Genomic DNA, 25,999 nt, shown 5'->3' with positions numbered 1-25,999 from the left:
CGCGACCGGAGCCACCCTGGTCTCGTGAGAGTCGCGGTGGTCACCGAGTCGTTCCTGCCCCACATGAACGGGGTCACCGGTTCCGTGCTGCGGGTGCTCGAGCACCTCGAGCACCGCGGGCACGAGGCCTTCGTCGTCGCGCCGGGTGCGGGGCGGCGGCATCCGCTCGCCGTGCCGGGGCGGACGGTGCGTTCGATTCCGATGCCCCGGTACCCCGCGGTGCGGGTGGCGGCGCCGCCCGTGGCCTCGGTCGCACGGGCGCTGCGAGCGTTCCGGCCCGATGTCGTGCATCTCGCTTCGCCGTTCCTCCTCGGGTGGCAAGGGCTGCTCGCGGCCGAGGGGCTCGGTCTGCCGAGCGTCGCCGTCTACCAGACCGACGTCATCGCGTACACCGAGCGGTACGGCGTTCCCCACGCCACGGCGCTCACGGCGGCGCACGTGAGGCGGCTGCATCGTCGCGCGACGCTGACGCTCGCTCCCGCCGACGCGGCACGGCGGCAACTGCAGGACCTCGGTGTCGATCGCGTCGCGATCTGGGGCCGCGGGGTCGACGGCATCCGCTTCGCGCCCCACCGCCGCGACGAGGCCTGGCGTGGGCGTGTCGTTCCGGAAACGGCTGACGGCGACGTCGTCGTCGGATATGTCGGGCGGCTCGCCCCCGAGAAACAGATCGAAGATCTGGCGGCGCTCAGCTCGCTGCCCGGCGTTCGACTGGTCATCGTGGGCGACGGGCCCTCGCGGACGAGTCTGGAGAACCTCCTGCCGGATGCCGTCTTCCTCGGTCACCTGCAGGGCGACGCGCTCGCGACGGCGATGGCGAGCTTCGACGTGTTCGTGCATCCCGGTGAGAGCGAGACGTTCGGTCAGACCATCCAGGAGGCGCAGGCGAGCGGGGTGCCGGTCGTCGCGACCGGGCGCGGCGGACCCCTCGACCTCGTCCGCAGCAGCGTCGACGGGTGGCTGTACCGGCCCGGAGACGCGGACGACCTCCGCAGTCGGGTCGCTGACCTTGCGGGGGATGCGGCGAAGCGGCGAGCCTTCGGTGCTGCGGCCCGAGACGCCGTCGCCGGGCGGACCTGGGAGAGCCTCGGCGATGCCCTGATCGGCCACTATGAGCGCGCGGCGGAGCTGCACGCGATCGACCGCGTCCGGCGGGCCCGGGTGTGGCCGCGTGCCGAGCTGCCCGCCGCGGGCGAGGGGCCGCCGCTCTGGCGGCGCTACGTCGCGCTGGGCGACTCGATCACGGAGGGGCTCTGCGACACGTCGCGCATGCCGGCGGGGATGCACCGGGGGTGGGCGGATCGTCTCGCCCAGCTCCTCGCCGCCGCCGCGCCGCGGGGCAGCGGCGGAACGGGAGCCTTCCAGTATGCGAACCTCGCCGTCCGCAGTAGGCGCGTGCGTCACCTCGTCGACGAGCAGGTGCCCGCGTGCCTGGCGCTCCGACCCGACCTGGTGTCGGTGCTCATCGGAGCCAACGACCTCGTACAGGCGCGCGTCGACGTCGCGAGCGTCGCCGATGAGGTCGAGATCGCGGTCCGCCGACTGCGCGAATCCGGCGCCGACGTGCTGCTCGCGACCGTCTTCCTGCCGGGAAGGGCCGCAGCGGGCATGTTCGCGCGCCGCTTCGCGGCCTACAACGCCCGGTTGCGCGCGGTCGCCGCGAGCACCGGCGCGATCCTGGTCGATCTGGAGGCGGTACCCGAACTCGCCCGCCTCGACCTGTGGGCCGACGACAAGGTGCATCTGCGGTCGCGCGGACACCGGATCGTCGCCTATCGCGCGGCGGAAGCGCTCGGGGTGCCGCACGCCGAGGCGCTCGCCGGTCTCGACGAGGCCTTCCATCTCGACGACGACCCCGTCGTGTCGGGAACCTGGCTGCGTCGCGACGCGCTCCCGTGGGTGTGGCGGCGGCTGCGCGGTCGCACCGCCGGCGATGGCGTGTCGCCCAAGCTCCCCGCCTACGTCCGCATCGGCCCCACCGCCCCCCACCACTCCTCCCAGCCCCATTAGCCCTCGCCCCCCGCGCTGCGCCCGCCGAGAACGCACCGTCGCCGCGAGATCGCACCCCCTTCGGTACGTCCTCGGGGCGACGGTGCGTTCTCAGCGGATGCCGGTGGCGCGCGGGGTCAGGCGCGCCAGCGGTACTCCGCTTCCGGGCGGCCGGGCGCGCCGTAGCGCTGCGCGCGCTCGGCCCTGCCGGCGTCGGCGAGATGTTCGAGGTACCGGCGCGCCGCGACGCGCGACATCCCGAGCGACTCCGCCGCCTCGCGGGCCGACAGCGCTCCGGCTTCGCGGAGCCGATGCGACACACGGTCGAGCGTCTCGGGAGCCAGGCCCTTCGGGATGGGCGCGGTGACGGGTCGCAGCGCTCCGAGCAGCGCATCGATCTCGGCCTGGGTGGCCGCCCCCGTGGTCTCGCTGGCCCGGGCCCGGAAACGCGCGTACTGCGACATCCGCTCCTGGAAGTCGGCGAAGGTGAAGGGCTTCACGAGGTACTGCACCGCGCCGAGGCCGACGACCTGCCGGACCACATCGGCGTCGCGCACCGAGGTGATCGCGATGACGTCGACGTCGCGCGCGCGTGCCCGCAGATGACGGAGGACGTCGAGTCCTGATCCGTCGGGCATCGTCATGTCGAGCAGCACGAGGTCGATCTCGGGCGCGGTGGGGCTTTCGAGGAGCGCCCGCAACGCGGCCCGCGCGCCGCTGCATTCGGCCACGACCCGGAAGCCCTCGAGACGCTCGACGTAGTGGCGGTGCAGGTCGAGGGTGAGCGCTTCGTCGTCGACGAGCAGGACGCCGATCATGCGCCCCTCCTCGGCAGAACCACCCGGAACGTCGTCGGATCGTGGTCGAGGGCGACCATGCCGCCCGCATCGTCGACGATCGCCGCGACGAGAGCGAGACCCACACCGCGCCCCTCGGTGCCGGCGGGCTTCGTCGAGAAGCCGTGCTCGAAGATGCGTCGCCGCAGGTCTGTCGGCACGCCGGTGCCCGAGTCCGAGACGGCGATCTCGAGCTCGTCCTCTGCGGTACGCGTCATCCTGATCTCCACCCAGCGCGGCTCGGGACCGCCGGCGGCGGCGTCGAGCGCATTGTCGATGAGGTTACCCACGACCGAGACCGCGTCGACGGGCGAGAGCACCGATCGCGGCGCGTCGGGCGCGATGCGGGAGCGCCAGCGGATGCCGCGCTCCTTCGCCTGCGAAGCTTTGCCGAGAAGCAGGGCGCCGACCGTCGGGTCGCCGTCCCGCCGCGCGGCGACCTCGTCGACGAGGACCTGGCTCTGCCGCGAGGTCTCGGCGAGGATCTCGATGGCCTCGGGGGTCCGGCCCAGCTCGAGCAGGGCGATCGCGGTGTGCATGCGGTTGCCGTGCTCGTGCGTCTGCGCACGCAGCGCCTCGCCGAGCGTGCGGAGCGATTCGAACGACGAGACCGCGTCACGGATGGCGCCGGCGGGCAGGTCTCCGGTGACCTGCCGGGTGGCCCGGCGCGCGACGACCGCGCCCACGAGCCCGGCGGCGAGAAGGGCCACGGCGATGCCGACGACGACGAGGAGGCGTGGCGTCAGAGTCGCCGCGATGCTGCCGATCGTCACGCCGACCGAGACCCACCCGACGACCTCGCCGTCGCTCTCCACGGGAACGATCGTGCGTATCGACGGGCCGAGGGTTCCGGTGAACTCCTCCGTGAGTGCGTGCGGCGCGGCCGGGATCGAGCCGAGGTAGCGCTCGCCGATCCGCGCCGCGTCCCGGTGGGTGATCCGGATGCCGCTCGGGTCCATGATCGTGACGAAGTCGACACGGGCATCGACGATCACCTGTTCGACCTGGGGTTGCAGCTCGGCTGACGCGAGGTCGCGGTCGTCGGCGGCGAGGAGATCGGCGACCTGGGTCGAGTCGGCGACGGTCTGGGCCACAGCCTGCGTGACGCGCTCGGCTTCGGCGCGCGCGGAGCGCTGCCCGTCGGCGATGAGGATGCCGGCGATCGCCAGGGTGAGCACGGCGACGGCGACCGCGACTGCCACGAACACGAGCGAGGCGGCGCTGCGGGTGCGCGTTCTCATGTCGCTCTCGCTCTCGTCGTCGTCGGCGGGTGCGCCCGCGTCGCGGGCCGCGACCAATACGACCACAAATCGGCGTGCGAGCGGAACCGTCCGACGCTGGGACCGCACCCGACAGAGACGTCGGCATCGGACAACGACTGTTCAGCTGGAGGAGACCATGGCTCTCACATCATCTTTCCGCCTCCCGGGATACAACGCCCGCAAAGGCAAGCAGGCCTGGGACAAGCACACGTGGCTCTATGTCTCGGTCATCCTGGCGGTCGTGCTGGGCGCGGTCGTCGGTCTCGTGTGGCCTACCTTCGCCATCGGTCTCGAGCCGCTCGGCAAGGGGTTCGTCAACCTCATCAAGATGATGATCGCGCCGATCATCTTCTGCACGATCGTCGTGGGGGTCGGCTCGATCGCGAAGGCTGCGACCGTCGGGCGCATCGGCGGCCTCGCCCTGCTCTACTTCATGGTGATGTCGACCTTCGCGCTGGCGATCGGGCTCATCGTGGGCAACATCATCCACCCGGGTGAGGGGCTCAACATGCAGGGCGCGACCTACGATGCCGGGGCTGCGGGTGAGGCGAAGTCGACGACCGACTTCCTGCTCGGCATCATCCCGACCACGTTCTTCTCGGCGTTCACGGGCGAGAGCGTGCTGCAGGTGCTGTTCATCGCCCTGCTGGTGGGTTTCGCGCTCCAGGGGCTCGGCGAGAAGGGCGCGCCGATCATGAGCGCCGTGAAGAACCTGCAGACGCTGGTCTTCCGCATCCTCGGCATGATCCTGTGGCTCGCCCCGATCGGGGCCTTCGGCGCGATCGCCGCGGTGGTCGGCAAGACGGGCGTCGCCGCCATCGTGAGCCTCGGCGTGCTGATGATCGCGTTCTACATCACGTGCATCGTCTTCATCGTGGCGGTGCTCGGCACGCTGCTCTACGCCGTCGCGCGGATCAACATCTTCAGCCTGATGAAGTACCTCGCCCGCGAGTACCTGCTGATCGTCGGCACGTCGTCGAGCGAATCCGCGCTGCCCCGACTGATCGCCAAGATGGAGCATGTCGGCGTCTCGAAGCCGGTCGTGGGCATCACGGTTCCCACCGGATACTCGTTCAACCTCGACGGGACCGCCATCTACCTCACGATGGCCTCGCTGTTCATCGCCGCGGGCATGGGCGCCCCGATGTCGATCCCCGAGCAGATCGGCCTGCTGGTCTTCATGATCATCGCGTCGAAGGGCGCCGCCGGAGTCACCGGTGCGGGCCTCGCGACCCTCGCCGGCGGTCTGCAGGCCTACCGTCCCGACCTCGTCAACGGCGTCGGTGTCATCGTCGGCATCGACCGCTTCATGTCGGAGGGTCGCGCGCTGACGAACTTCACGGGCAACGCGGTCGCGACGATCCTCATCGGAACCTGGACGCGCGAGTTCGACCGTGACCAGGCCCGCGCCGTGCTGAGCGGCGAGCGTCCGTTCGACGAGGCGATGCTCACCGGTCACGGACACGACGGGATGTCGGACGACACCGGCGCCGTGAGCACGCAGGGTCTCGGTGACGCGGCGCTCGAGGAAGCGGCGGCGAAGGAGGAGCGCGCTCGCCTCCGCCGCGAGGGCGCGACGCGCTGACGGTTGCCGACGTTCGGCCGGGCCGCGCGCGGCGACCCGACGCGAATCGTTGTCTCAACCCCCGGCGAGCAGCCGTTCGCGTCGGCTCGCCGGGGGTTGAGAGGGGGGAGGATGCCGCAGCATCCGGGCCGGGTCAGCCGCTCTTGCGGCGGAACTCGCGCTTCGTCATCGCACCGTGCGACGCGTGCACCGACGAGTCGCCGTCGAGGTGAGCCTCTCCGGTGCGGTGCTGTGCGTTCTTCTTCTCGAGCGCCTCGCGGAACTTGCGCTTCACATCGTCGGATGCCGCGCTTGCGGGCTTGTCTGCTTCGCTCATACGGCCACGATACGCAGGCGAGAGTGTCGCTGGTAGGCTGGGGCAGGTTGCCGTCCGGCACCCGCTCAATTCAACACTGAGCTCATGGAGCGGATCCGGCAGGAAGCTGGTCCCCTGTGGTGGGTTCCCATCCCGATCGAATCCCGATCGAGGAGATGGTGATCTTCGACTGGTGACCAGCGCAGGCGGTTCTCGCGGTTTCGTCCGCGCGCCCATATCTGCCCCGCTCCTTCGCACGATCTCGTGCGCGAAACGCGCGTGCGAGTCTAAACAAAGAAGGAGGGACCTCTTGGAAGGTCCAGAAATCACCGCAGCCGAAGCCGTCCTCGACAACGGCCGCTTCGGCACCCGCACCGTCCGGTTCGAGACCGGACGCCTGGCACAGCAGGCGCAGGGCGCCGTTGCCGCCTACCTCGACGAGGAGACGATGCTCCTCTCGGCCACCAGCGCCGGAAAGCACCCGCGCGAAGGCTTCGACTTCTTCCCGCTCACCGTCGACGTCGAAGAGCGCTCGTACGCCGCCGGCAAGATCCCCGGCTCGTTCTTCCGCCGCGAGGGCCGCCCCTCGACCGAGGCGATCCTCGTCTGCCGTCTGATCGACCGTCCGCTGCGCCCGTCGTTCGTCGACGGCCTGCGCAACGAGGTCCAGATCGTCATCACGGTCCTCTCGATCGCACCCGGCGAGTACTACGACGCGCTCGCGATCAACGCGGCCTCCGCCTCGACCCAGATCTCGGGTCTGCCGTTCTCCGGCCCGATCGCCGGCGTGCGCGTGGCGCTCGTCCCCGGTCACGGCGAGCACGAGGACCAGTGGGTCGTCTTCCCGAACCAGAAGGTCGTCGAAGAGGCGGTCTTCGACCTCACCGTCGCCGGCCGGGTGCTCCCCGACGGCGAAGTGGCCATCATGATGGTCGAGGCCGAGGCGACCGAGGGCAGCTGGAACCTCATCAAGGGTGGCGCCGTCAAGCCGAGCGAAGAGGTCGTCGCGCAGGGCCTCGAGGCCGCGAAGCCCTTCATCAAGCAGCTCGTCGACGCGCAGGCGTCGATGGCCGCGTCGGCATCGCGTGCGCCGGGTGTCTACCCCGTCTTCCCGCCCTACGCTCCCGAGGTCTACGACTTCGTGGCCGAGCGCGCGTATGGCGAGCTGACGAGCGTCTACCAGATCGCCGACAAGCAGGAGCGCCAGAGCGCCGACGACGCGATCAAGGACCGCGTCAAGGGCGAGGTCGCCGCCGCCGTCGAGGCTGAGCAGCTGCCCGCGTCCGCGCTCGCGGAGTTCTCCGCCGCGTACAAGTCGGTCACGAAGAAGATCGTCCGCGGCCGCATCCTCAGCGAGGGTGTGCGTATCGACGGTCGCGGTCTGGCCGACATCCGTCCGCTCGACGCCGAGGTGCAGGTCATCCCGCGCGTCCACGGCTCCGCGATCTTCCAGCGCGGCGAGACCCAGATCCTGGGCGTCACCACGCTGAACATGCTGAAGATGGAGCAGCAGATCGACTCGCTCTCGCCCACGACGAGCAAGCGCTACCTGCACCACTACAACTTCCCGCCCTACTCGACCGGTGAGACCGGTCGCGTCGGCAGCCCGAAGCGTCGCGAGATCGGGCACGGCTTCCTCGCCGAGCGCGCCCTCGTGCCGGTGCTGCCGAGCCGCGAGGAGTTCCCGTACGCGATCCGTCAGGTCTCCGAGGCCCTCGGGTCGAACGGCTCGACCTCGATGGGCTCGGTGTGCGCCTCGACCCTGTCGCTGCTGAACGCCGGTGTGCCCCTGCGCGCCCCGGTCGCCGGTATCGCGATGGGCCTCGTGTCCGACCAGGTCGACGGTGAGACCCGTTACGCGGCGCTGACCGACATCCTGGGCGCCGAGGACGCGCTCGGCGACATGGACTTCAAGGTCGCCGGCACGAGCGAGTTCGTCACGGCGATCCAGCTCGACACGAAGCTCGACGGCATCCCGTCGTCGGTGCTCTCGGCAGCGCTGACCCAGGCCAAGGAGGCTCGTCTGACGATCCTCGGTGTCCTGAACGCCGCCATCGACAGCCCCGACGAGATGGCACCGACCGCTCCGCGCGTCATCAGCGTCCAGATCCCGGTCGATAAGATCGGCGAGCTGATCGGCCCCAAGGGCAAGACGATCAACTCGATCCAGGACGAGACGGGCGCCGACATCTCGATCGAAGAGGACGGCACCGTCTACATCGGCGCGACCGACGGCCCCTCGGCCGAGGCTGCTCGTGCCCGCGTGAACGCGATCGCCAACCCCACCAACCCGGAGGTCGGCGAGCAGTTCCTCGGAACCGTCGTGAAGATCGCGACGTTCGGCGCGTTCATCTCGCTCCTGCCCGGCAAGGACGGACTGCTGCACGTCAGCGAGGTCCGCAAGCTCGCCGGTGGCAAGCGCGTCGAGAACGTCGAGGATGTCCTCGGTGTCGGCCAGAAGATCCTCGTGCGCATCACGAAGATCGACGACCGCGGCAAGCTCTCCCTCGAGCCCGTTCTCGAAGAGACCGCCGATCAGGACGGCTCGGCCGCTGCGAGCGAGGGCCCCGAGGCTCCCGCCGAAGGCTGAATCGACTGATCGCCCGGATGCCCGTCCCCGTCTCGGGGGCGGGCATCCGCTGTTCGCGGCGCACACCGTGATGAAACAGTTATGGGGAATTCACGGCCCGTTCGCGGCAATGCGCGCCCACCGTCGCCCGGTGTCCTACTCTCGAAGAGCGCGCCGGGGAGCCGCGCCCCGCATTTCCTCGGTGCCGACCGGAGGTGTGTGATGTCGGGGGAACGGGTGGCTCAGGTCGCACCTGGAGGTGCGCCCGCCGTACCCCACGTGCATCCATCCAGCCCGATCCCGGTCCACGGCAAGCCGCTGGGGTCCGACATCCGGGTCGGTCTCGGCGACACCGGACTGCAGATCTTCCCCCTCATCCTCGGCGGTTCCGAGTTCGGCTGGACGATCGACCTCGCAGCGAGTCACGCCGTCCTCGACGCTTATGCTCAGCGGGGCGGCAATGCCCTGCACACGTCGGACGGCTACGCCTCGGGTCGAAGCGAGCACATCATCGGACGGTGGCTCTCGAGCCGGGGCAACCGCGACGAGATCGTCGTCACGGTGCGTGTCGGCGGCAACCCCGACAACCCGGGCCTCGGCTCGGTCAATCTCGTGCGCTCCGTCGAGGCATCGCTCGGCCGTCTCGGCATCGATCGCATCGATCTGCTCTACCTGGATGCCGCCACCGACAGCATCACGGCGCTCGAAGACACGCTCGCGACCGCGGAATGGCTCGTCGACAGCGGAAAGGTCGGTGCGCTGGGGGCAGCCGGCTACTCCGCCATGCAGCTCGTCGAAGCGCGCATCCTGTCGTCGGCGGGGTATCCGCGTTTCGCGGCGTTGGACGTTCCGTACAACCTGCTGCATCGATCCGATTTCGACGGCGATCTGCGTCTCATCGCCGGGGCTCAAGGACTCGCCGTCACGCCGTCGCAGGCGCTCGAGCACGGCTACCTCACGGGTCGTCACCGCGATCGAGCCGGCCTGTCGTCATCGGTGCGCGGCTCGCAGCTCGCCGCGTGGATGAACCGTCGCGGCGCGCGGACCCTGAAGGCGCTCGACCGCATCTCGGAGGAGCTGTCGGTCTCGACTGCCGCGATCGCGGTCTCCTGGCTTCTCGCGCAACGCGTCGTCACGGCGCCGATCATCAACGCGAGCCGTCCGGTGCACGTCGATCAGCTCGTCCAGGGCGTCGGGGCGCGGCTCGGTCGTTCGCACCTGGCAGAGATCGCGCGCGCGGTGGAGTAAGCCGATCCGGGATGGGCTGGAGCCTCTGTCAGAGGGGTGACGTATGGTGGATGGCGCCCTGTTCATCGTTTCGAATCGAGCTTCTGTGACGCAGTATCTCTACCTCGTGCGCCACGGAGAGCATCAGGACGCCGAGCACGGTCTCGAAGATGGTCCGCTGTCTCCCCGTGGCCGCCGCCAAGCCGAACTGCTGGCCGATCGCATCTCCGGCGTGCCGCTCGACGCCGTCTGGCACTCGCCGCTCGAACGTGCGCAAGAGACGGCGCGGGCCGTGGCCAAGCGCCTGCCCTCGCTCTCACCGCAGGCGTCATCGCTGCTGTTCGACTGCGTGCCCACCGGGATGACGCCCGACACACCCGCCGTCTACGAACCGTTCTTCGGCTCGTACACCGAGGCCGAGACCGAGGCCGGTGCGGCCCAGATGGCGGATGCCGTCGGTGAGTTCCTCGCTCGCAAGCCCGACAGTCACGAGCTGCTGATCACGCACAACTTCGTCATCGCGTGGTTCGTCCGCGAGGTGCTTCAGGCGCCCGACTGGCGGTGGCTGACCATCAACCAGGCTCATTGCGGACTGACGGTCCTCGCGCAGCGTCCCGGTCGCCCCTGGACCATGGTCTCGCACAACGACCTCTCGCACCTGCCCGTCGAACTGCGCACCGGACTTCCCGACATCCTTCCGGTCTGAGCGGTGGCAGAACAGCCCGGCAATCCCGCGCGGCTCGCGCCCCACGACCCCTCGTGGGCGGCTGACGCCCGCAAGTACATCGACCGTATCCGCGAGGCCCTCGCCGGGCTGCCGGGAGCGGATGCCGCCGGCTTCCACCACATCGGCTCGACGGCGGTGCCGGGACTCGACGCCAAGCCGATCATCGACCTGCAGGTCAGCATCCTGCCACTGCCCGACGAAGACGAGCTGGGGGCTCGGCTGAGACCCGCGGGCTTCCGTCGCGAGTGGGGTTCCCGACCCGATTCGCCGGGCGTGAGCCGTGACATCCCGCGTGGCTCCGGCGACGTCGCCGACGAGGTCTGGGAGAAGCGGCTGTACGTCGCGAGCGGCGCCGCGGTCATCCTGCACGTGCGGCGCGCCGATTCGCCCTGGGCGCTCGAGACGGTGCGATTCCGCGACGCGCTCCGCGCCGATCCCGTGGTCCGCGCACGTTATCAGGAACTGAAGCGCGCGCTGTCGGCCGCCAACGCGGGCAAATCGGACTACGACGACTACACACGTGCGAAGACCGCGTTCTTCAGCGACATGCGCGGCTGATCCGCGCTCGCGGCCCGCTCACGCGCTGCCGATTGGACGCGGCGGGCACTGAACCGGAGAATCGATCGGTGCTCGATGGTCCTCTGCTCGCCGGCTGGCTTCCGGTCTCCGTCTCAGCGTTGATCTTCCTGATCGTCGCGGCCGGGGTGGCAGGCTGGGTCGACGCGGTCGTCGGCGGGGGAGGGCTGATCCAGCTTCCCGCCCTCGTCATCGGCGTGCCGAAGGATGTCGCGACCCCCTTCATCCTCGGGACGAACAAGCTGTCGTCTTTCGCGGGCACGTTGTCGGCGAGCTGGGTCTACCTGCGGCGGATCCGCGTGCAACTCGTGCTGCTCGTGCCGCTCGTCGGGGGAGCTTTCGGAGGGTCGGCGGCGGGCGCCGCACTCTCGCGCTACGTTCCCCGGGAACTCCTCACCCCGATCGTCCTCGTGGCCGTCGTCGCGGTCGCGATCTACACGCTGCTCAAACCCAAGATGGGCCTGCACCACGAGCCGCGCCACGAATCGCGTGGCGCGATCATCTGGCGCTCAGCGGTCATCGGCGTCGTGGTCGGGTTCTACGACGGCATCCTCGGTCCGGGCACCGGCTCGTTCTTCGTCATCCTGCTCGTCGCCGTGCTGGGCTACGGCTTCCTGCAGGCGAGCGTCAACGCGAAGATCGCGAACCTCACGACGAACCTGGCCGCGCTCCTCGTCTACGGCGTCCACGGTGAGATCTTGTTGCTGCTGGCGGTCGTCATGGCCGTGGCGAATATGACCGGCGGGTTCATCGGCGCGCGTATGGCGACGAAGAACGGCAGCGGGTTCGTTCGGATCGTGTTCCTCGTCGTCCTGTCGGTCCTGGTGGTCAAGCTCGCCTGGGACACGTTCATGCAGTTCGCGCCCGCGTAGGCTGGTCGCCATGACCACGCGCGTGGCCCTCGTGGGCGGCACCGGAAAGCTCGGCGGCATCATCCGAGACGTCATCGAGGCGTCCGACGGTTTCGAGATCTCGGCGGTCCTGACGAGCCGCAGCAGTCTCGACGAGCTCGACGGCGCCGACCTCGTCGTGGACGCGTCGACGCCCGCCGTCTCGACCGACGTCGTCCGGGCGGCCGTCGAACGCGGTATCAACGTGCTCGTCGGGACGTCGGGCTGGTCGCAGGAGCGCATCGCCCAGGTTCGGCCGGTGGTCGACGCCGCCGGGGTCGGAGTCGTCTTCATCCCCAACTTCTCGCTCGGCTCGGTCGTCGGCAGCGCGCTGGCTGCGGCGGCCGCCGCGCTCTTCCCGTCGATCGAGATCATCGAGGCCCACCGCGAGACGAAGGTCGACTCGCCGAGTGGCACCGCGGTCCGCACTGCCGAGCTGATCGCCGCCGCCCGCGCCGGCGTCGGGCCGGTCGAGTCGCCGCACGCGGATCAGCGCGCGCGCGGCCAGAAGGTCGCCAGCGTCCCGATCCATTCGCTTCGTCGGCCCGGCGTCGTCGCCCGTCAGGAGACGATCCTCTCCGGACCGGGCGAGGCCCTGTCGATCGTGCACGACACGGTCGATCCTGCACGTGCGTACGAACCCGGCATCCGCATCGCCCTCGACGCGGCCCGAGACGCCCGGGGGATCACGGTCGGTCTCGACAGCTTCATCGACATCGGCATCCGTCCGCCGTCGCGCTCGACGACCGGAGCGCCGGGAGACGAGGGCGACGTCCCCGGTCAGGTCGCGCGCGTCACCGGAGCATGAGCACCCGCATCCTGACACTGATCATGGCGGCGCTGCTGGCGCTGTACATCGTCTTCGTCGCGCAGCGGGCAGTCCTGCTCGTCATGACGGGGGAGCCCGTGGGCGTCGCGATGGGTATCGCGCTGATCGTCCTCCCGATCATCGCTTCCTGGGCGCTCTGGCGTGAGCTGACGTTCGGTGCGAGCGCGTCGCGACTCGCCCGGCGCCTCGAAGAAGAGTCGGCTCTGCCGGAAGAGAGCGTCGACCTGTCGCCCAGCGGCCGTCCCGACCGTGCTGAGGCGGACGCGCTGTTCCCGCGATACCGCGAAGCCGTCCAAGAGGCGCCCGACGACTGGCGCGCCTGGTTCCGACTGGGCCTCGCCTACGACGGTGCCGGCGATCGACGGCGCGCACGCCAGGCGGTGCGTACCGCGATATCGCTGGAGCGCGCTGGGCGACGCGGCTGATTCAGCGGGGCGGGACGACCGCTCGGATCGCGTCCTCGACGCGCTCGTGCGTGAACACGAAGCCCGACTTCTGCAGCACCGCCGGCGCCACGTCGGTGTCGTTGGTCAGGAGCGCCTCGGTGGCATCGCGTCCCAGCACGAGCCGCAGCCCCCACTCGGGAGCGCGGACCAGGTAGGGGCGGTTCATCCGCATGGCCAGGGCGAAACCGAGGTCGTTCGCCGTCGCGCGCGTCGGCCCCGTGAGATTGACCGGACCGGCCACGTCTGCGTCGATGAGGTGTCGGATGGCGGCGACCTCGTCGACGAGTGAGATCCAGGGCCACACCTGCGTGCCCCGACCGATCGGTCCGGACAGGCCCGCCCGCGTCAGCAGCATGAGCGGCTTCAGCACACCTTCGGGATGCACGACCGGCGCCGTCCGCAGGAGGACCACCCGTGCCCGCTCACGAGCGGTCAGCGCGGCCGCCTCCCACTCGCCGCACAGATCGGCGAGGAAGGAGTCGCCCCGAGCCGCTGTCTCGGTCATGCGCACGCCGGGCCGGGTCGGGTAATAGCCGACGGCCGACGACGACAGGAAGGCGGGGGCATCCGAGCCGAGGGCGCGTACCGCGGTGGCGAGGGTCTCCGTCGGGAGCAGTCGCGACCACACGAGCTCGTGCTTGTACGAGCGCGTCCACGGGAATCGGCCGATGCTCGCACCGTTCAGCCCCACTACGGCCCGCGCGCCGTCGAGGACACCCGGGTCGAGCGGGCGCTCGCCCGGGAACCACTGGACCTCGTCGGCGGCGACGGGGGAGCGGCGGACCAGCCGGGTGACCGCGACGCCGTCGCCGCGCAGCGAGTCGACGAGGGCGCGCCCGATCAGCCCGGACGCGCCCGCGACGACGACACGGCCCCCGGGGGCCTGATCAGCCAAGCGTGGCCTCGAGGGTGATCTCGATGCCGGCGAGGGCTGCCGAGACGGGGCATCCGCTCTTCGCCTCCTGGGCCAGCCGGTCGAAGTCCTCGGCCGACAGGCCCGGGACGACGGCATTGACGTTCAGGTGCGAACCCGTGATGCCGGTGCCCGGGATGAAGGTGACCGATGCGGTGGTCTCGACCGACTCGGGCGGCGTGCCGTTCTCGGCGAGGGCGTGGGAAAGGGCCATCGAGAAGCACGAGGAGTGGGCGGCGGCGATCAGCTCCTCGGGAGTGGTCACGGCGCTGGAGCCTTCGCTCCGAGCCTTCCAATTGACCTCGAACGGTCCCTGGTTCGAGCTCTCGAGGGCGATCTGGCCCGATCCCTCGGTCAGGCTGCCCTTCCAGCTGGTGGTTGCTTCGCTCGTGACGCTCATGACTCTCCTCTTCACCGGGCGGCAGCGGGTGCCGCTTCGAGACGGCGCGGGGTGCGCTTGCGTCGAGCCTAGGTCGGCGGGGCGCCGGTCGGAACGTCTTGACAGGTTCCGGCGGTCTGTTCAGACCGAGGCGGACGAGGAGCGCAGCCGCAGGATCTCGAGCTGCACGACATCGCGTCGCGGCACGCCGCCGAAGCGCGTGCGCACGACGCCTCGCCCATCCAGCACGAGCGTCGTCGGCGTCTGGGAGATCTGGAAGCGACGCGCGATGTCGGGGCGGTCGGTCACATCGACGTCGAGGTGGACGATGTCGTCGCTGTCGCGCGCCATCTCCGCGAGGGTGCGGTGCACGGCCGGGCAGCGGTGGCAGGTCTCGGTGCTGAACTGGAGGAGGGTCGCCGTGCGGCCGAGCGCGTCGGGCTCCGCGCCGAGCCGACGCGGATCGACGACATCGAAACGGGGGATCGGATACGGGCGTGAGGCGCGCCAGCGCAGGATGACCCCGATCGCACCTGTTACCGCTAACAGGCCCGCCAGGACGATCGCCACCGCCAAGAGTTCCACAACAGCCCACAGTAGACCTTCGCGGCAGGCCGGGAGCACTCGGGCGCCGGGGGTAATCTGAAGCTGTGAGCAACGCCGAGCAGACCCCGACCAGTCCCGAGATCGAGTTCCGCAGCGATGTGACGGTCGAGCTCGTCCGCTCGAGCGCCGCCGACTCGGACGTGCTGTTCGCGGCCCGCGTGTCGACCCAGGGGGAGCAGACCCTGGATGCCGCCGCCGCCGGCACCGAGGCATCCGGCCGCGACCGCGGCCTGATCAACTACCTCATGCGCGACCGCCACGGCTCGCCCTTCGAGCACAACTCGATGACCTTCTACGTGCAGGCGCCGATCTTCGTCTTCCGCGAGTTCATGCGTCACCGCATGGCCTCCTACAACGAGGAGTCGGGTCGCTACCGCGAGCTGCGCCCGGTGTTCTACGTCCCCGGTCGTGAGCGCAACCTGAACCAGGTCGGCAAGCCCGGCGCGTACGAGTTCCTGCCCGGCACCGACGAGCAGTTCGCCGTGGTCGACGAGACCACGCGGCAGGCTTCGATCCAGGCGTACGAGGCCTACCGGCGCATGCTCGAGGCCGGCGTCGCGCGTGAGGTCGCCCGCATCGTGCTGCCCCTGAACATCTACTCGTCGATGTACGTCACCGTCAACGCGCGTTCGCTGATGAACTTCCTGTCGCTGCGCACCAAGGTCGAGGGAACGCACTTCCCGTCGTTCCCGCAGCGCGAGATCGAGATGTGCGCCGAGAAGATGGAGACCGTCTGGCGCGAGCTCATGCCGCTCACCCACGCGGCGTTCAACGCGAACGGGCGCGTCGCTCCCTGACGCGCCGGGCTGCGGCGCCCTCCGGTCGGGCTCAGACGAATCGGCCCAGGATGATGCCCGCATAGGCGAGCGCGGCGACGGTCTCACCGTCGTCGATCCTGCCGTCGGCGACGTGACGCAGCGCGTCGGCGAAGGGAAGCCACACGACCCGTTCGATGCCCTCCTCGAGCTGAGACGAGGCGGCGTCCTCCGCCGGCCGCAGCCCGAGCGCGAGATAGACGTGCTCGGGCGCCACGGCGATGCCGTTGAGGGCGTTCATCCGGCCGATGGGCTGCCATAGGTCGGCCGTGAGGCCCGTCTCCTCGAGGAGTTCCCGCTTCGCGGCGACGAGCGGGTCCTCGCCGTCGCTCCCGCCCGCCGGGACCTCGAGCGAACGTCCGGTCGTATAGCGGTCGACCTCGACGAAGCAGACCCGGTCGTGCTCGTCGACGGCCACGATGAAGACCGCCGGATGCCGCATCTCGACGACGCCGTAGATGCCGTCGCCCGCCGGCCCGGTCACCTCGTCTTCGCGGACCGAGATCCAACGGTTCTCGTACGTCGTGCGGGTGCTCCGGGTCGTCCACGCCATGCCGCCACCCTAGAGCGCCGAGCGCCGGGCGCCGCGCCGCGCCGCCATCAGTACCGCCCGACCTGGGAACGTATCGGCGACCGGGCGTCGGCCCGTCGCCGCCGCGTCGCAGAGGCGGAACCGATACCCTGAGACCATGACGCACTCGGGCAATCCCTTCGGACAGGTCCTCGTCGCGCTGGTCACCCCGATGACCGCCGACGGTGAAGTCGACTGGCCCGCCGTCGAGAAGCACATCGACGACGTCATCACCGCTGGTGCCGACGGCATCGTCGTCACCGGCACGACGGGGGAGACGAGCACGCTCACCGACCCCGAGAAGCTCCGCCTCGTCGAGGTCGGCAAGTCGGTTTCGGCCGGCCGCGCGAAGATCATCACCGGCGGCGGCTCGAACGAGACCGCGCACGCGATCGAGCTCTACAAGGCCAGCGAGAAGGCCGGGGCCGACGGCATCATGATCGTCACGCCGTACTACAACAAGCCCACCCAGGCCGGCATCCTGACGCACTTCCGCCTCGTCGCCGACGCGACCGACCTGCCCGTCATTCTCTACGACATCCCGGGCCGCACCGGTGTTCCGATCAAGTACGAGACGATCCTCCGCCTCGCGAAGCATCCGAACATCCTGGCGGTGAAGGACGCGAAGGGTGACTTCAGCGAAGTCAGCCGCGTGCTCAACCAGACCGACCTCATGTACTTCTCCGGCGACGACGCCAACGTGCTGCCGCACCTGTCGATCGGTGCCAGTGGCCTCATCGGAGTGACGGCGAACATCACCGCGACTCCGTACCGCACGATCGTCGACGCGGTGAATCGAGGCGACCTCACGGCCGCGACCGAGGCGCACAAGAGCCTCGAGCCACTCGTCCGGGCGGTCATGACCCACGTGCCGGGCACCGTCAGTGCGAAGTACATCCTGCATGGCCTGGGACGCATCTCGAGCCCGCGCGTGCGTCTGCCCCTCGTCGGCCCCGAAGAGTGGGAGGCCGCCATCATCGAGGACGAGCTCGCCCTCGTCTCGGGCGTTCCCGGCGCCGACTTCTCCAACTTCCGTCCCGACCGTAACGCCGCCGCCGGCGGTGCGCTGCCCAAGGTGCACGGGACGACCCGCTAGACGAAAACGATGAGGATGCCGCATACACCGGCGTCCCGAGGAAGCGTGCCAATGCCCACGAACGTCTTCAGCCCGCCCGCTCTCGAACCCGGAACGCTGCGGGTCTACCCGCTCGGCGGCCTCGGCGAGGTCGGTCGCAACATGACCGTCTTCGAGTACGAGGGCAAGCTCCTCGTGGTCGACTGCGGTGTGCTCTTCCCCGAGGAGCACCAGCCCGGTGTCGACCTGATCCTGCCCGACTTCGAGCCGATCAAGCACCGCCTCGACGACATCGTCGGCGTCGTGTTGACGCACGGTCACGAAGACCACATCGGAGCGGTTCCCTACCTGCTCAAGCTCAAGGGCGACATCCCCCTCATCGGCTCGGGCCTGACGCTCGCCCTCATCGAGGCGAAGCTCAAGGAGCACCGCATCCGTCCTTACACCCTCACCGTCGCCGAGGGACAAGAAGAGCAGGTCGGCCCGTTCGATCTCGAGTTCATCGCGGTGAACCACTCGATCCCCGACGCGCTCGCGGTCGCCGTCCGCACCCCCGCGGGGCTCGTACTCGCCACCGGCGATTTCAAGATGGACCAGCTGCCGCTCGACGGCCGCATCACCGACCTCCGCGCGTTCGCCCGACTGGGCGAAGAGGGCGTCGACCTCTTCCTCGTCGATTCCACGAACGCCGATGTCCCCGGCTTCACGCCGACCGAGCGCGGGATCGGCCCCGTGCTCGACCAGGTCATCAGCAAGTCGCCGCGCCGCGTCATCGTCGCGAGCTTCTCCAGCCACGTGCACCGCGTGCAGCAGGTCGTGGATGCCGCGGCCGCGAACGGTCGCCGCGTCGCCTTCCTCGGCCGCAGCATGGTGCGCAACATGACGATCGCCGAGAACCTCGGGTACCTGAACGTCCCCGACGGTGTGCTCATCGACTACAAGAAGGCCAAGGACCTGCCCGACGATCGCATCGTCTACATGTCCACGGGCTCGCAGGGCGAGCCGATGGCCGTGCTCTCGCGCATGGCCAACCTCGAGCATGCGATCGAGCCCGGTCCCGGTGACACCGTCATCCTGGCCTCGAGTCAGATCCCGGGTAACGAGAACGCGATCTACCGCGTCATCGACGGGCTGACCAAGCTCGGCGCGAACGTCGTGCACAAGGGCAACGCGAAGGTGCACGTGTCGGGCCACGCCGCGGCGGGCGAGCTGCTGTACTGCTACAACATCCTCAAGCCCCGCAACGTGCTGCCCGTTCACGGTGAGTACCGCCACCTGATGGCCAACGCCAAGCTCGCGCAGGACACCGGTGTTCCGGAGGACCGCACGATCCTGGCGGAGAACGGCACCGTCGTCGACCTCAAGGACGGCGTCGCGGAGGTCGTGGGCCAGCTCGACATCGGCTTCGTGTACGTCGACGGCTCGACCGTGGGCGAGATCACCGACGCCGACCTGAAGGACCGCCGGATCCTGGGTGAAGAAGGGTTCATCTCGGTCATCGTCGTCGTCGACGGCAAGACGGGACGAGTCGTGAGCGGCCCCGACATCCACGCGCGCGGTGTCGCGGAGGACGACAAGGTCTTCGAGGGCGTCAAGCCGAAGATCGCGGCGGCTCTCGCAGAGGCCGTGCAGTCGGGGACGCGCGACAACCACGCGCTGTCGCAGGTCGTCCGTCGCACGATCGGCCGCTGGGTGAACCAGTCGCTGCGCCGGCGCCCCATGATCGTCCCGGTCGTCATCGAGGCCTGACCCGCGTCGTTCCGCGGTAATGGGGGAACCCCCGCGTACCGTGGAGGAATGGCCAGGAGCACGAACGCGCCCTCCGGACGCCGCGCACCGGCGAAGACGTCGACCTCGCGCGCCCGCAAGAGCGAACCGACACCCAAGCGGTATGTCGATGAGTCCGAGCGGCCTCCGGTGATCGCGCGCGCATGGATGGGCCTCGCCCACGCCACCGGCGGCATGTTCCGCGCGTTCGGGCCCGAGACGCTCGAGAAGGATCAGCGCCGCGACGGGCTGCCGTTCCTGCTCGTCCTCCTCGCGATCGCGGGGGCGGCCGTCGAGTGGTTCATGATCGGAACCGAGGCCGGAACGCTCGTCAGCGCGTACACGGTCGGCTTCCTCATCGGTCGTGAGGCGTTCATCATGCCGGTCCTGCTGCTGTTCCTCGCGGGATGGCTGTTCCGGCATCCCGCGTCGGTCAACGACAACGGTCGCATCGGCATCGGGTTCGGGCTGTTCATCCTCTCGGTGGCGGGGTTCTGCCACGTTCTCGGCGCGCGCCCCGAGCCGAAGGCCGGCGCGCTCGAGCTGAGCGCGTCCGGCGGGCTGTTCGGCTGGGCGGTGGGCGAACCGCTGACCATCCTCACCGTCTACGGGGCTGCGGCCGTCTTGGGTCTCGTCACGGTCCTCAGCATCCTCATCCTCACCAAGACGCCGCCGAACCGTATCGGCAGCCGCCTCGGCGACCTGTACGCCTGGATGTTCGGGGCGGAACGCCCCGTCGCAGATCCCGACGGCGAGGCCCCCACGGTGGCGTTCTCGCCGAAGAAGGGCAAGAAGGCGGCACCGTCGGCTGACGAGGATGCCGACGAGGGCGAGGACGCGTTGCCGTGGTGGCGTCGCAACAAGAGCGGTCGCGAAGAGGATCCCGACGACGGCAGCGCATCGCAAGACCTCACCGAGCTTCTCGGGCCTTCGGTCGCCGGCTCCGTCGCCGGTGGATTCGAGCAGGCTGTGGCCACGCCGCCGCCGCTTCCCGACGCGCCGACCGAGATCATCGACCCCTCCGTCATCGAGCGGGCGGCCACGGCCGCGCGTTCCGGGCGGCCGGCCGACACCGCGGTGCGCGACGACCACGACACCGGCGAGATCGAAGAGCTGCCCGGGCTCACGGGCCTCGGCGGCGACTTCCACGGGCAGCCCCCGGCTACGCCGTACCGGCTGCCCGCGGTGGCAGCCCTCGGCGCCGGCACCCCGGCGAAGACGCGGTCAGAAGCCAACGATGCGATCGTCCGAGCCATCACGGGCGTCTTCGAGCAGTTCTCGATCGATGCCAAGGTGACCGGATTCTCGCGCGGTCCGACAGTGACGCAGTACGAGATCGAGGTCGGGCCCGGCACCAAGGTCGAGAAGATCACGGCGCTGACGAACAACATCGCCTACGCCGTCGCCTCCAACGAGGTGCGCATCCTCGCCCCCATCCCCGGGAAGAGCGCCATCGGTGTCGAGATCCCGAACACCGACCGCGAGATCGTCACGCTCGGCGACGTGCTTCGCTCCAACGCGGCGACCTCGTCGACCCATCCGATGACCATCGGCGTCGGCAAGGATGTCGGCGGCGGTTTCGTCGTCGCCAATCTCGCCAAGATGCCCCACCTTCTCGTGGCCGGATCGACGGGGTCGGGCAAGTCGAGCTTCGTGAACTCGATGATCACGAGTCTGCTGATGCGGGCGAAGCCCACCGACGTCCGCATGGTGCTCATCGACCCGAAACGCGTCGAGCTCACGAGCTACGCCGGTGTGCCGCACCTCATCACGCCCATCATCACGAACCCCAAGAAGGCGGCCGAGGCGCTGCAGTGGGTCGTGAAAGAGATGGACATGCGTTACGACGATCTCGCGTCGTTCGGCTTCCGTCACATCGACGACTTCAACAAGGCCGTGGTCGCGGGCGAGATCCAGCTCCCGGCCGGCAGCGAGCGCGTGCTGAAGCCGTACCCGTACCTGCTGGTGGTCGTCGACGAGCTCGCCGACCTCATGATGGTCGCTCCCCGTGACGTCGAGGACTCGATCGTCCGCATCACCCAGCTCGCACGAGCGAGCGGCATCCACCTCGTGCTCGCGACCCAGCGACCGTCGGTCGACGTCGTGACCGGTCTCATCAAGGCGAACGTCCCGTCGCGGCTGGCGTTCGCCGTCACGAGCGTCACCGACTCCCGAGTCATCCTGGATCAGCCGGGCGCCGACCGCCTGATCGGTCAGGGCGATGCGCTCTTCCTGCCGATGGGGACGTCCAAGGCCATTCGCGTGCAGGGTGCATGGGTCGCCGAGTCCGAGATCGAGAAGGTCGTCGCCCACGTCAAGGGGCAGGCGCAGCCGGAGTACCGCTCCGATGTGGCGGCGGTCGCCGAGAAGAAGGAGATCGACGCCGACATCGGCGACGACCTCGAGCTTCTGCTCGCCGCCGCCGAGCAGATCGTCTCGACGCAGTTCGGTTCGACCTCGATGCTGCAGCGCAAGCTGCGCGTCGGGTTCGCCAAGGCCGGCCGCCTCATGGACCTCCTGGAGTCACGCGAGATCGTCGGCCCGTCCGAAGGGTCGAAGGCGCGCGACGTCCTCGTCACCCCCGACCAGCTCCCGGCCGTCCTCGCACGGCTGCGGGGAGAAGACCCGCCCGCACCGGCAGCTCCGGCGGCCGCTGCCGTCGACCCCGTCGAAGCCCAGTTCGAAGGGCTGGAGGTCGTCGACGGCGACGACGCGTCGGAAGACGCGTGGGGTCTCACCGGGCGCGACTGACGGATAGGCTCGCTCCGTGACGGTCCCCAGGCAACTGCCCAACGCGATCACGATCGTGCGCATTCTGTGCGCACCCGTCTTCCTCTGGCTGCTGCTCGTCGACGGCGGTTCCGACGGCGCCCTGCGCTGGTGGGCCGGTGTCCTCTTCATCGTCGCGATCGCGACGGACGGCATCGACGGATACCTCGCTCGCAAGTACCGCATCGTCACCGACCTCGGAAAGCTGCTCGATCCGATCGCCGACAAGGTACTCACGGGCCTGGCCTTCGTCGGCTTGTCACTGCTCGGAGAACTGCCGTGGGCCGTCACGATCGTCGTCCTCGTGCGCGAACTGGGGATCACGGTCCATCGCCTCCTCGTCGCGGGCGACCACGTCGTGGCAGCGGCGTGGATGGGCAAGCTCAAGACCGTCGCGCAGGCCGTAGCGCTTTCGCTGGCCCTGCTCCCGCTGTGGACGCTCGTGGGTGACTGGATCCACGTGGTCAACACGATCGCGATGTGGATCGCCGTCGTACTCACCGTCGCCAGCGGCATCGACTACGTCATCACCGCGGTCCGCGGAGCCAGACGGCGCGGAGCGGGATCATGACGGCTCGCGAGCACGTCCACGACCTCCCGGACGAGGTCGAGGCGACGCTCGTGTCGACCGGTCGGCGCACCGACGCGGAGCGCCTCATCGAGCGGCTCGGCGAGCTCGGCTGGACCCTCGCGGTCGCCGAGTCGCTGACGGGCGGACTCGTTGTCGCCGAGCTCGTCGCCGTCTCCGGGGCTTCGGCCGTCGTGCGCGGGGGAGTGGTCGCCTATGCGACGGAACTGAAGCAACGACTGCTCCACGTCGACGGCGCACTTCTGGATGCTCACGGCGCGGTGCACCCGCGCGTCGCCCGCCAGATGGCCGAAGGCGCCCGGGTCGCCCTGGGGCCCGGGGCGGCAGCTGCGGACGTCGGCATCGCGACGACCGGCATCGCCGGCCCCGGCTCGCCCGACGGTCAGCCCGTCGGAACCGTGCATATCGCCGTCGCGACTGCGCTCGGCGTGCGCATCGAGAGCCTGCAGCTCGAGGGCGATCGGGCGCAGATCAGAGCCGAGGCCTCGGCCCGCGCGATCCGGTTGGCGCTCGATGCGCTGTGACGGAATACGCATGGCACCGACGTCGTTCTTGTCATCGTGATCAGCGCGTGTCAACTCTCATGCGACCCACAGCGGGAGCGAGCTAGGGTGGCGTGCTGATGAGATACCGTTGTCCACCCGGGACGAGCGAGCACCACGACGAAGGAGGGGGTCCGAGATGATCTTGGTTCGACAGGAGATCGGCGACGTTCTGCGTGACCTCCGCCTGCAGAAGGGCCGCACCCTCCGACAGGTCGCCAGCCGCGCGAGCGTGGCGCTCGGCTACCTCAGCGAGGTCGAGCGCGGCCAGAAGGAGGCCTCGAGCGAGATCCTCGCTTCCGTGGCCGAGGCGCTCGACGTCCCGATCTCGAGCATCATGCGCGAGGTGGGCGACCGCATCTCGGTTCTCGAGGGGCTTCCGGTGCTGTCGGATGTCGTCCCCGACGACATCGCGGGTCTCGACGGCGACCTCATCGCGCCCGAGCTCTCGCTGCACTGATCACCGCTCGCATCGATGCGTCGCAGTGAGTTCGACCGCGCCGTCGAGGCGGAGTTCGGCCGACGCGGCCCGGCGCTGATCGACGATCTCGCTCTCGGGCCGCTCGGCGATCGCACGGCGCGTCAGGCGCTCGACGCCGGCGAACCGCCCCGAGCGGTCTGGCTGGCGCTGTGCCTCGAGGCCGACGTGCCCGAGTCCCGACGCTACGGCGTCGGTCGATTGGACCCGCGCGAACGCTGAGGGGGCGGCGCCGTGGTCGCAGTCGGCGCGTGTTCGACGTCCGCGGAGATTCTGCGGCGTGTCGTCGAATATCCGTTCGAAACGAGCGTAGTGTCCTGCACAGGTGGTTCCTCCCGGCGAGGTTCCCCGGATGCGAGTCGGCCGTCGATGAATGTCGGAGGCCCTCCGTACCGTGGGCAGCGTCGAGAGACACACCATGCCTTGTCGCAGCATCCCGGCACCGAGTCGAGAGCGCGACAGCCTACAGGCGTCGGAAACGCGAGCATAAGGAGCACGCCATGCCATCACCCGCTGACCGTGAGAAGGCCCTCGAATCGGCCCTCGCCCAGATCGACCGTCAGTTCGGGAAGGGCTCGGTCATGCGCCTGGGCTCCGACGAACGCGCACCGGTCGAGGTCATTCCCACGGGGTCCATCGCCCTCGACGTGGCGCTCGGCATCGGAGGGCTCCCGCGTGGCCGAATCATCGAGATCTACGGTCCGGAGTCGTCGGGTAAGACGACGCTGACCCTCCACGCCATCGCGAACGCGCAGCGCGCGGGTGGTATCGCCGCGTTCATCGACGCCGAGCACGCGCTCGACCCGTCTTACGCGCAGAAGCTCGGCGTCGACATCGACGCGCTCCTGGTCTCCCAGCCCGACACGGGTGAGCAGGCGCTCGAGATCGCCGACATGCTGATCCGCTCCGGCGCGATCGACCTCGTGGTCATCGACTCCGTCGCCGCGCTCGTTCCCGAGGCCGAGATCAAGGGCGAGATGGGCGACTCGCACGTCGGCCTGCAGGCGCGTCTCATGTCGCAGGCCCTTCGAAAGCTCACGGGTGGTCTGAACCAGACCAAGACGACCGCCATCTTCATCAACCAGCTGCGCGAGAAGATCGGTGTCTTCTTCGGCTCGCCCGAGACGACGGCGGGCGGTAAGGCGCTGAAGTTCTATGCATCGGTCCGCCTCGACATCCGCCGCATCGAGACCCTCAAGGACGGAACCGAGGCTGTCGGTAACCGCACGCGCGTGAAGGTCGTCAAGAACAAGATGGCGCCGCCCTTCAAGCAAGCCGAGTTCGACATCCTCTACGGGGTAGGAATCTCGCGCGAGGGAAGCCTCATCGACTTCGGCGTCGAGCACGGCATCGTCAAGAAGTCGGGTGCCTGGTACACCTACGACGGCGAGCAGCTCGGACAGGGCAAGGAGAACGCGCGCAACTTCCTGCTCAAGAACGCCGACGTCGCCGTCGACATCGAGAACAAGATCAAGCAGAAGCTCGATATCGGTCAGCCCGCTGCCCCGGCTTCGGCCGCAGCAGACGACCTCGCGGCCCGCCGCCCGGCGTGATCGGTTCGGATCATGATGGGGGCGACGCCGACCGCCTCGCCCCCATCATCCCCCTCTTCGGTACAGCGGATGTCGCCGTCCCCGAACCCCGTCCTGACAGCGGGAGAGCAGCGGACGGCAGCTCGCGATGGCATACAACGTGGACGACAGAACCTCGAGACGCTGCGTCGGGCGGGTCTCCGACGCGGCGAACGACTCCTCGCGATAGGGCTCCCGAGGGGCCGACCGACGAGTCGGAGCGACGCGCGCGCGCCGAGCGCGCGCTGCTCAAGCGGCTGCGCGGCAGGTCACTGTCGGTCCGAGAGGCTCGTGACGTTCTGCGCGGGGCCGAACTCGACGAGAGCGAGGCTGAGGACGTGATCGCCGCCTTCCTCGACAACGGCTACCTCGACGACTCCCGCTTGGCCGAGCAGCTGCTCGACGGAGCTCTCGGTCGCAAGGCGCAGGGCGCGACGGCGGTGGCGCAGACCCTCGCCCGGCGCGGGCTCGACCGCGAGGTGATCGACATCGCTCTGGCGTCGTTACCTGACGACGAGGCCGAGCGGGCGCTCGAGTTCGCACGCCAGCGAGCCCGTGGAATGTCCGGCCTCGATCATGACGTCGCCTTGCGGCGACTGCACGGGCAGCTCGCGCGACGTGGCTTCCGAGGAGCAGTGGCGCTTGATGCCGCCCGTCAGGCGCTGGCCGGCGACGAGGACTGAGCGCCCGCCC

General features: G+C 69.5%; 26 protein-coding genes. 19 read left to right on the top strand and 7 right to left on the bottom strand.

The features are described 5' to 3' along the window. The first annotated feature begins 24 nt into the window (after positions 1–24). Complete coding sequence (locus DEU36_RS04650) at positions 25–2,010, top strand: GDSL-type esterase/lipase family protein (protein WP_120264360.1); 1,986 nt, start codon at positions 25–27, stop codon at positions 2,008–2,010. A 116-nt stretch (positions 2,011–2,126) separates the two neighbouring features. On the opposite strand, the gene DEU36_RS04645 is transcribed toward DEU36_RS04650, so the two are convergent. After that, entirely contained in the window at positions 2,127–2,807 is a 681-nt protein-coding gene (locus tag DEU36_RS04645) for a response regulator (protein WP_120263129.1), read from the bottom strand. Next, entirely contained in the window at positions 2,804–4,066 is a 1,263-nt protein-coding gene (locus DEU36_RS04640) for an ATP-binding protein (protein ID WP_120264359.1), read from the bottom strand. Before DEU36_RS04640 ends, DEU36_RS04645 begins: the two co-directional genes overlap by 4 nt. Positions 4,067–4,223: 157 nt before the next feature. Here DEU36_RS04640 and DEU36_RS04635 point away from each other — a divergent pair, with 157 nt between their 5' ends. Next, positions 4,224–5,672, top strand: coding sequence for a cation:dicarboxylate symporter family transporter (locus DEU36_RS04635; protein WP_120263128.1), 1,449 nt, complete (start codon positions 4,224–4,226; stop codon positions 5,670–5,672). A 133-nt stretch (positions 5,673–5,805) separates the two neighbouring features. Here the strand turns inward: DEU36_RS04635 and DEU36_RS04630 are convergent, their stop codons facing one another. Continuing rightward, on the bottom strand, positions 5,806–5,988 hold the full coding sequence (locus DEU36_RS04630; RefSeq protein ID WP_120263127.1) for a DUF5302 domain-containing protein: 183 nt from the start codon (positions 5,986–5,988) through the stop codon (positions 5,806–5,808). Positions 5,989–6,277: 289 nt separating this feature from the next. On the opposite strand from DEU36_RS04630, the gene DEU36_RS04625 reads away from it, so the two are divergent. From DEU36_RS04625 to DEU36_RS04595, 7 genes are all read left to right on the top strand, one after another. Continuing rightward, positions 6,278–8,557, top strand: coding sequence for a polyribonucleotide nucleotidyltransferase (locus DEU36_RS04625; RefSeq protein ID WP_120263126.1), 2,280 nt, complete (start codon positions 6,278–6,280; stop codon positions 8,555–8,557). 201 nt (positions 8,558–8,758) lie between these two features. Further along, positions 8,759–9,784: an aldo/keto reductase gene (locus DEU36_RS04620; RefSeq protein ID WP_120263125.1), complete on the top strand. Its 1,026-nt coding sequence runs from the start codon at positions 8,759–8,761 to the stop codon at positions 9,782–9,784. A gap of 85 nt (positions 9,785–9,869) precedes the next feature. Next, positions 9,870–10,469 (top strand): histidine phosphatase family protein, encoded by a 600-nt coding sequence (locus DEU36_RS04615; RefSeq protein ID WP_120264358.1) that lies wholly within the window; start codon positions 9,870–9,872, stop codon positions 10,467–10,469. Between the two features lie 3 nt (positions 10,470–10,472). Continuing rightward, positions 10,473–11,048, top strand: coding sequence for a GrpB family protein (locus DEU36_RS04610; protein ID WP_120263124.1), 576 nt, complete (start codon positions 10,473–10,475; stop codon positions 11,046–11,048). Positions 11,049–11,116: 68 nt separating this feature from the next. After that, the gene (locus DEU36_RS04605; RefSeq protein ID WP_120263123.1) at positions 11,117–11,938 is read left to right on the top strand and encodes a TSUP family transporter; all 822 of its coding nucleotides are present in this window, start codon (positions 11,117–11,119) and stop codon (positions 11,936–11,938) included. A 10-nt stretch (positions 11,939–11,948) separates the two neighbouring features. Continuing rightward, positions 11,949–12,764, top strand: coding sequence for a 4-hydroxy-tetrahydrodipicolinate reductase (gene dapB, locus DEU36_RS04600; RefSeq protein ID WP_120263122.1), 816 nt, complete (start codon positions 11,949–11,951; stop codon positions 12,762–12,764). Further along, entirely contained in the window at positions 12,761–13,210 is a 450-nt protein-coding gene (locus tag DEU36_RS04595) for a hypothetical protein (RefSeq protein ID WP_120263121.1), read from the top strand. The genes dapB and DEU36_RS04595 overlap by 4 nt, the downstream gene beginning before the upstream one ends. Before the next feature lies 1 nt (position 13,211). Here DEU36_RS04595 and DEU36_RS04590 read toward each other — a convergent pair whose 3' ends face one another. The 3 genes from DEU36_RS04590 to DEU36_RS04580 form a co-directional block, all read right to left on the bottom strand. Then, the gene (locus DEU36_RS04590) at positions 13,212–14,126 is read right to left on the bottom strand and encodes a TIGR01777 family oxidoreductase (protein ID WP_183045386.1); all 915 of its coding nucleotides are present in this window, start codon (positions 14,124–14,126) and stop codon (positions 13,212–13,214) included. Beyond that, positions 14,119–14,544 (bottom strand): OsmC family peroxiredoxin, encoded by a 426-nt coding sequence (locus tag DEU36_RS04585; RefSeq protein ID WP_023951786.1) that lies wholly within the window; start codon positions 14,542–14,544, stop codon positions 14,119–14,121. Before DEU36_RS04585 ends, DEU36_RS04590 begins: the two co-directional genes overlap by 8 nt. Before the next feature lie 120 nt (positions 14,545–14,664). Further along, complete coding sequence (locus DEU36_RS04580) at positions 14,665–15,108, bottom strand: thioredoxin family protein (RefSeq protein ID WP_120263119.1); 444 nt, start codon at positions 15,106–15,108, stop codon at positions 14,665–14,667. 65 nt (positions 15,109–15,173) lie between these two features. On the opposite strand from DEU36_RS04580, the gene thyX reads away from it, so the two are divergent. Next, entirely contained in the window at positions 15,174–15,926 is a 753-nt protein-coding gene (thyX, locus tag DEU36_RS04575) for an FAD-dependent thymidylate synthase (protein ID WP_120263118.1), read from the top strand. Positions 15,927–15,957: 31 nt separating this feature from the next. Here thyX and DEU36_RS04570 read toward each other — a convergent pair whose 3' ends face one another. Beyond that, a complete protein-coding gene (locus DEU36_RS04570; RefSeq protein WP_120263117.1) occupies positions 15,958–16,497 on the bottom strand; it encodes an NUDIX hydrolase in 540 nt (179 codons plus the stop codon). A 136-nt stretch (positions 16,498–16,633) separates the two neighbouring features. Here DEU36_RS04570 and dapA point away from each other — a divergent pair, with 136 nt between their 5' ends. The 9 genes from dapA to DEU36_RS16400 all read left to right on the top strand — a co-directional run bounded on the left by dapA (position 16,634) and on the right by DEU36_RS16400 (position 25,989). After that, positions 16,634–17,611 carry a 4-hydroxy-tetrahydrodipicolinate synthase gene (gene dapA, locus DEU36_RS04565; RefSeq protein WP_120263116.1) on the top strand — a complete coding sequence of 326 codons (978 nt, stop codon included), beginning with the start codon at positions 16,634–16,636 and terminating at the stop codon, positions 17,609–17,611. Positions 17,612–17,662: 51 nt separating this feature from the next. Continuing rightward, the gene (locus DEU36_RS04560; RefSeq protein ID WP_120263115.1) at positions 17,663–19,339 is read left to right on the top strand and encodes a ribonuclease J; all 1,677 of its coding nucleotides are present in this window, start codon (positions 17,663–17,665) and stop codon (positions 19,337–19,339) included. A gap of 48 nt (positions 19,340–19,387) precedes the next feature. Then, on the top strand, positions 19,388–22,108 hold the full coding sequence (locus DEU36_RS04555) for a DNA translocase FtsK (RefSeq protein ID WP_120263114.1): 2,721 nt from the start codon (positions 19,388–19,390) through the stop codon (positions 22,106–22,108). A gap of 16 nt (positions 22,109–22,124) precedes the next feature. Then, a complete protein-coding gene (gene pgsA / locus DEU36_RS04550) occupies positions 22,125–22,697 on the top strand; it encodes a CDP-diacylglycerol--glycerol-3-phosphate 3-phosphatidyltransferase (protein WP_120263113.1) in 573 nt (190 codons plus the stop codon). Beyond that, positions 22,694–23,239, top strand: coding sequence for a CinA family protein (locus DEU36_RS04545; RefSeq protein WP_120263112.1), 546 nt, complete (start codon positions 22,694–22,696; stop codon positions 23,237–23,239). Before pgsA ends, DEU36_RS04545 begins: the two co-directional genes overlap by 4 nt. 157 nt (positions 23,240–23,396) lie before the next feature. After that, the gene (locus DEU36_RS04540) at positions 23,397–23,717 is read left to right on the top strand and encodes a helix-turn-helix domain-containing protein (RefSeq protein WP_120263111.1); all 321 of its coding nucleotides are present in this window, start codon (positions 23,397–23,399) and stop codon (positions 23,715–23,717) included. A gap of 15 nt (positions 23,718–23,732) precedes the next feature. Then, the gene (locus DEU36_RS04535; RefSeq protein ID WP_120263110.1) at positions 23,733–23,957 is read left to right on the top strand and encodes a DUF3046 domain-containing protein; all 225 of its coding nucleotides are present in this window, start codon (positions 23,733–23,735) and stop codon (positions 23,955–23,957) included. A gap of 278 nt (positions 23,958–24,235) precedes the next feature. Beyond that, positions 24,236–25,288, top strand: a complete 1,053-nt coding sequence (gene recA / locus DEU36_RS04530; protein ID WP_120263109.1) for a recombinase RecA — start codon at positions 24,236–24,238, stop codon at positions 25,286–25,288. A 356-nt stretch (positions 25,289–25,644) separates the two neighbouring features. After that, on the top strand, positions 25,645–25,989 hold the full coding sequence (locus DEU36_RS16400; RefSeq protein ID WP_396652153.1) for a regulatory protein RecX: 345 nt from the start codon (positions 25,645–25,647) through the stop codon (positions 25,987–25,989). Positions 25,990–25,999: the final 10 nt, after the last annotated feature.

This window comes from Microbacterium sp. AG238 (genome assembly GCF_003610405.1).
Lineage (GTDB): Bacteria > Actinomycetota > Actinomycetes > Actinomycetales > Microbacteriaceae > Microbacterium.
This window is presented reverse-complemented; position numbering and strand designations above follow the sequence as displayed.